Here is a 3,396-nt window from a genome sequence, read left to right as displayed (position 1 = left end):
TGGGGGAATTAAAATTGCAGTTCATAAACACTCAATACAAGGTCATAGCGGTCAGCAATGAGGATCGCTACGGAAGCACCGTAGTTGTTGAAGATGCCCATCGGGGTCATATGGTCAAAAACCTTAGGATAATTAATCATCAGAAGGAAACTCAGGACTTTATCGAATACATGAAGTGCAACATGTTCGATTATAGGAACCTGAATCATCCAAACCTGATAGATTTTCATTTCTTCAACAAAATATCGGAAATAGATACAAGGTCAGTAGTTGCAAACAAGTATTATTATGCCTATGAGCATTTTAGCGGAGTAGGTCTTTTTGACTTTGTTAAAAGCCAAAGCTTTGATATATTATTAGATATCGCCGTACAATTGTGTTCTTTGGTAAAGTATTTGCATATGAGAGGGTTTCTGCTTTGCAGTGTCAATATTAATGAACTCTTTGTGGCATATGAAAAAGAGAATGCTATTTTAAAGGTCTCTACGCTGCCTTATATACAGGGTACTGAAAGATCCATAATGTTTGATAGGGATAATAATTACTTTAAATCCCCTGAAGCCTTCCAGTTCGGAAACTATTCAAGGGAGTCTGATATTTACCTTATTGGCGCCCTGATGTTTTATATTTTTAGTAAAATTAGTGTGGAAGGCTCTAACTTCAAGGATGAGCTTGAAAAGTTCGGAGCTGCAGAGGATAAGAGGAAGGTACAGATTACAGAAATAATAAAGAAATGTACAGCTTTAAAGCCAGGAGACAGATACGAATCAGTAGAAAACATAGTAAAGGATATAAACAGGAGATTGAACAGAGCCTATAATATTATAGATAAGAAGCATCTTCAAAAGCTCCCACGCTATATGACCAGCCTCGTATCAAGGGAGCACCATTTTAAGAGGATAATACAATCTGTAAAGGGATATCTTTATGAGAACAAGCTGCAGCCTAAGGCAACAATAATAAAAGGCGGAATGGGCACTGGCAAATCAATTTTCATTAAGGCGGCTGCTTGTAGACTTGAGCAGGAAGGCAATACGGTGCTGGTTGATGCCTTGACGGAAGATGTATCCTGCAGCTTTTACTATATAATAATGTTGATTAAGGATGTAATGAGGACTACTGATAAGGAGATCATTGACAGGTATATAACAGATATATCCTATATAATACCTGAAATAGCAGGCGTGCCTACTACTTCAGTGTGCAACAGTGTAATCAGGCAAGAAGATAAGGTGAGACTTATATACAGACTTGGGAACTTTCTTTTGGAAGCATCTGCGAAGTATTCCTATATCATGGCTGTAAATGGGTTTGACTACATTGATGAAGATTCTCTCTCTGTTTTGAATTATATTATGAGAAGTGAAGGCAAGGGGAAAATATACTTCCTTATAGGAGCGGGTATACAGAGTATAGAAGAGAATCCCAAGTTGAAGGACTTTTGCAGCTCTTTGACCGAGATTGGATATGCAGACACTATTGAGCTTAATAATCTTAATATAAATGAAACAGCAGAATATATAAGGCTTTTGTTGGGTATGGACAGGCCATGTCTGGATTTTGCTGCCAAGGTTTATAAACAGACAGAGGGCAATCCGAAATTCATCTATGAGATTATTTACTTTCTCTATATAAATAACCATATTTACGTTAACGATAAAGGGGAATGGGTTCTAAATGAAATTGATTTTGACAAATTAAACCTTTCCTTCAATATAGATGATTTAGTGCTGAACAAAATAAGCAAGCTGAGTTCTACTCAGAATGAGATTATTAAGACGGTATCTATATTCAATACAGCAGTATCCTCTGATATATTGGAAGAAATGCTGAATATTAGTGAGGATGAGCTAGGCAAGCAGCTTTCACAGCTGGATACTATCAATATATTGTCCAGGAAAGTTGACGACTGGGGAATATCCTTCGATTTCAGCTCTATAAACTTAAAGAAATCAATCTACGAAAGAATGACCCCAGAGACAAAGCTTAAATATCATGAAATGGCTTCATATATACTTGAGGATAAATTCACCAGAGAAAACAGAGAAAATAAGGACGAGTTGATTTTTCACATGGCTAAGGCTATGCGATACAAGGAAGCAATCGAATATCTTATGAATGCTGCCGAGAAGATGATAGCCAGCAATTTGGTGAGCCAGGCTATTCAGTTTCTTGAACAGTCCTATAACATGTTTTGCAAGGACGAGGTAAGCACCGAAAAGATGGTTGTTTGCAGCAAGCTGGGCGAGTTGTACGAGCAAATTGGGGAGTACAACAAATCCATGCATTTTTATGGTGAGGTGGAAAGCTCTGCAAGCCAGGTCAATGATTTGAAAATGTTGATAGATATATATATCAAGAGGTTTTCACTTTCATATAAAATAGATGAAAAGAAGATTGCAATTGGATATGCAGTTAAGGCAAAGAGGCTGCTAAGAAATGTCGAATATTCGGAGGGTTTGTACGAGTTAGTTATTAATCTTAATGATATAATGTCAAACAAACGAAAGTACAATTCATATATAAAAATTCTGGAGAGGGTAATGAATACTATCGACGCCAATAGATTCGAATGTTTCTATGCAAGGATATTGGTGAATTATGGAAGATTTATATGCAATAAGAACAGATATGAAGAAGGTCTTGCAATACTGATAAAGGGCATGGCCATACTTGAAAGGCTCTCTGCATATAAATATGTACCCTATACGTTGAATTCCATGGGATACGTATATTCAGAGTATTACAATGATATTCAGAAATCCAGGGAATATTATGAAAAGTGCTCAAGCGTGAGCCAGAAACTAAACAATCTAAGCTCAATGGAAAAAAGCTATAACAACCTTGCTGAGCTTTATAGGATAGAGGACCGCTACAGCGAAACTATTGAGTACTATAATAAAGCCTTGGAGGTTGTGCGTATATCCCAGAATATGATGATAAAGACGCTGCTCAATATCAACCTTATAATTGCCAGTACTGAGATGGAGGATTATAAGGAAGCGGCCATGTACATCAATACCTCGGAAGAGCTTCTTAATAATCAAAAGGATTCAGGCAACATTTTGCAGTTTTACTACCATCATAGAGCAGAATTTTTCTATGCCATGGGGGAAAACGAAAAAGCTGAGGAGTATGCACAGAAAGCTGTGGATATGTGCATAAGTTGGGGAATAGCAGAGAACTATGAAGCACATTTTGTGAAGCTGCTTTCAGAGATACAACTGAGTGGAAGGCTGGATTATGAAAGAGACGGGATGTTCCTGGACATGGTGTTCGGGGAAAACCTGTACAAGCTGGGGCGTACGGCTTGTGTCAAGCTTGCGGAAATATACATCTCAAAGGGAATACGGGACCGGGCAAAAGAACTTCTTCAGAGAGGCCTAAGCTATGTAT

At 37.7% G+C, this 3,396-nt stretch carries 1 protein-coding gene; it reads left to right on the top strand.

Annotated features, from left to right (window positions below):
• Positions 1 to 14: 14 nt before the first annotated feature.
• The coding region (locus VEB00_01190) for a hypothetical protein (GenBank protein HYF81632.1) at positions 15 to 3,396 on the top strand (3,382 nt) is incomplete at its 3' end.

Source organism: Clostridia bacterium (assembly GCA_035628995.1).
Classification (GTDB): Bacteria; Bacillota; Clostridia; order Lutisporales; family Lutisporaceae; genus BRH-c25.
This window is presented reverse-complemented; position numbering and strand designations above follow the sequence as displayed.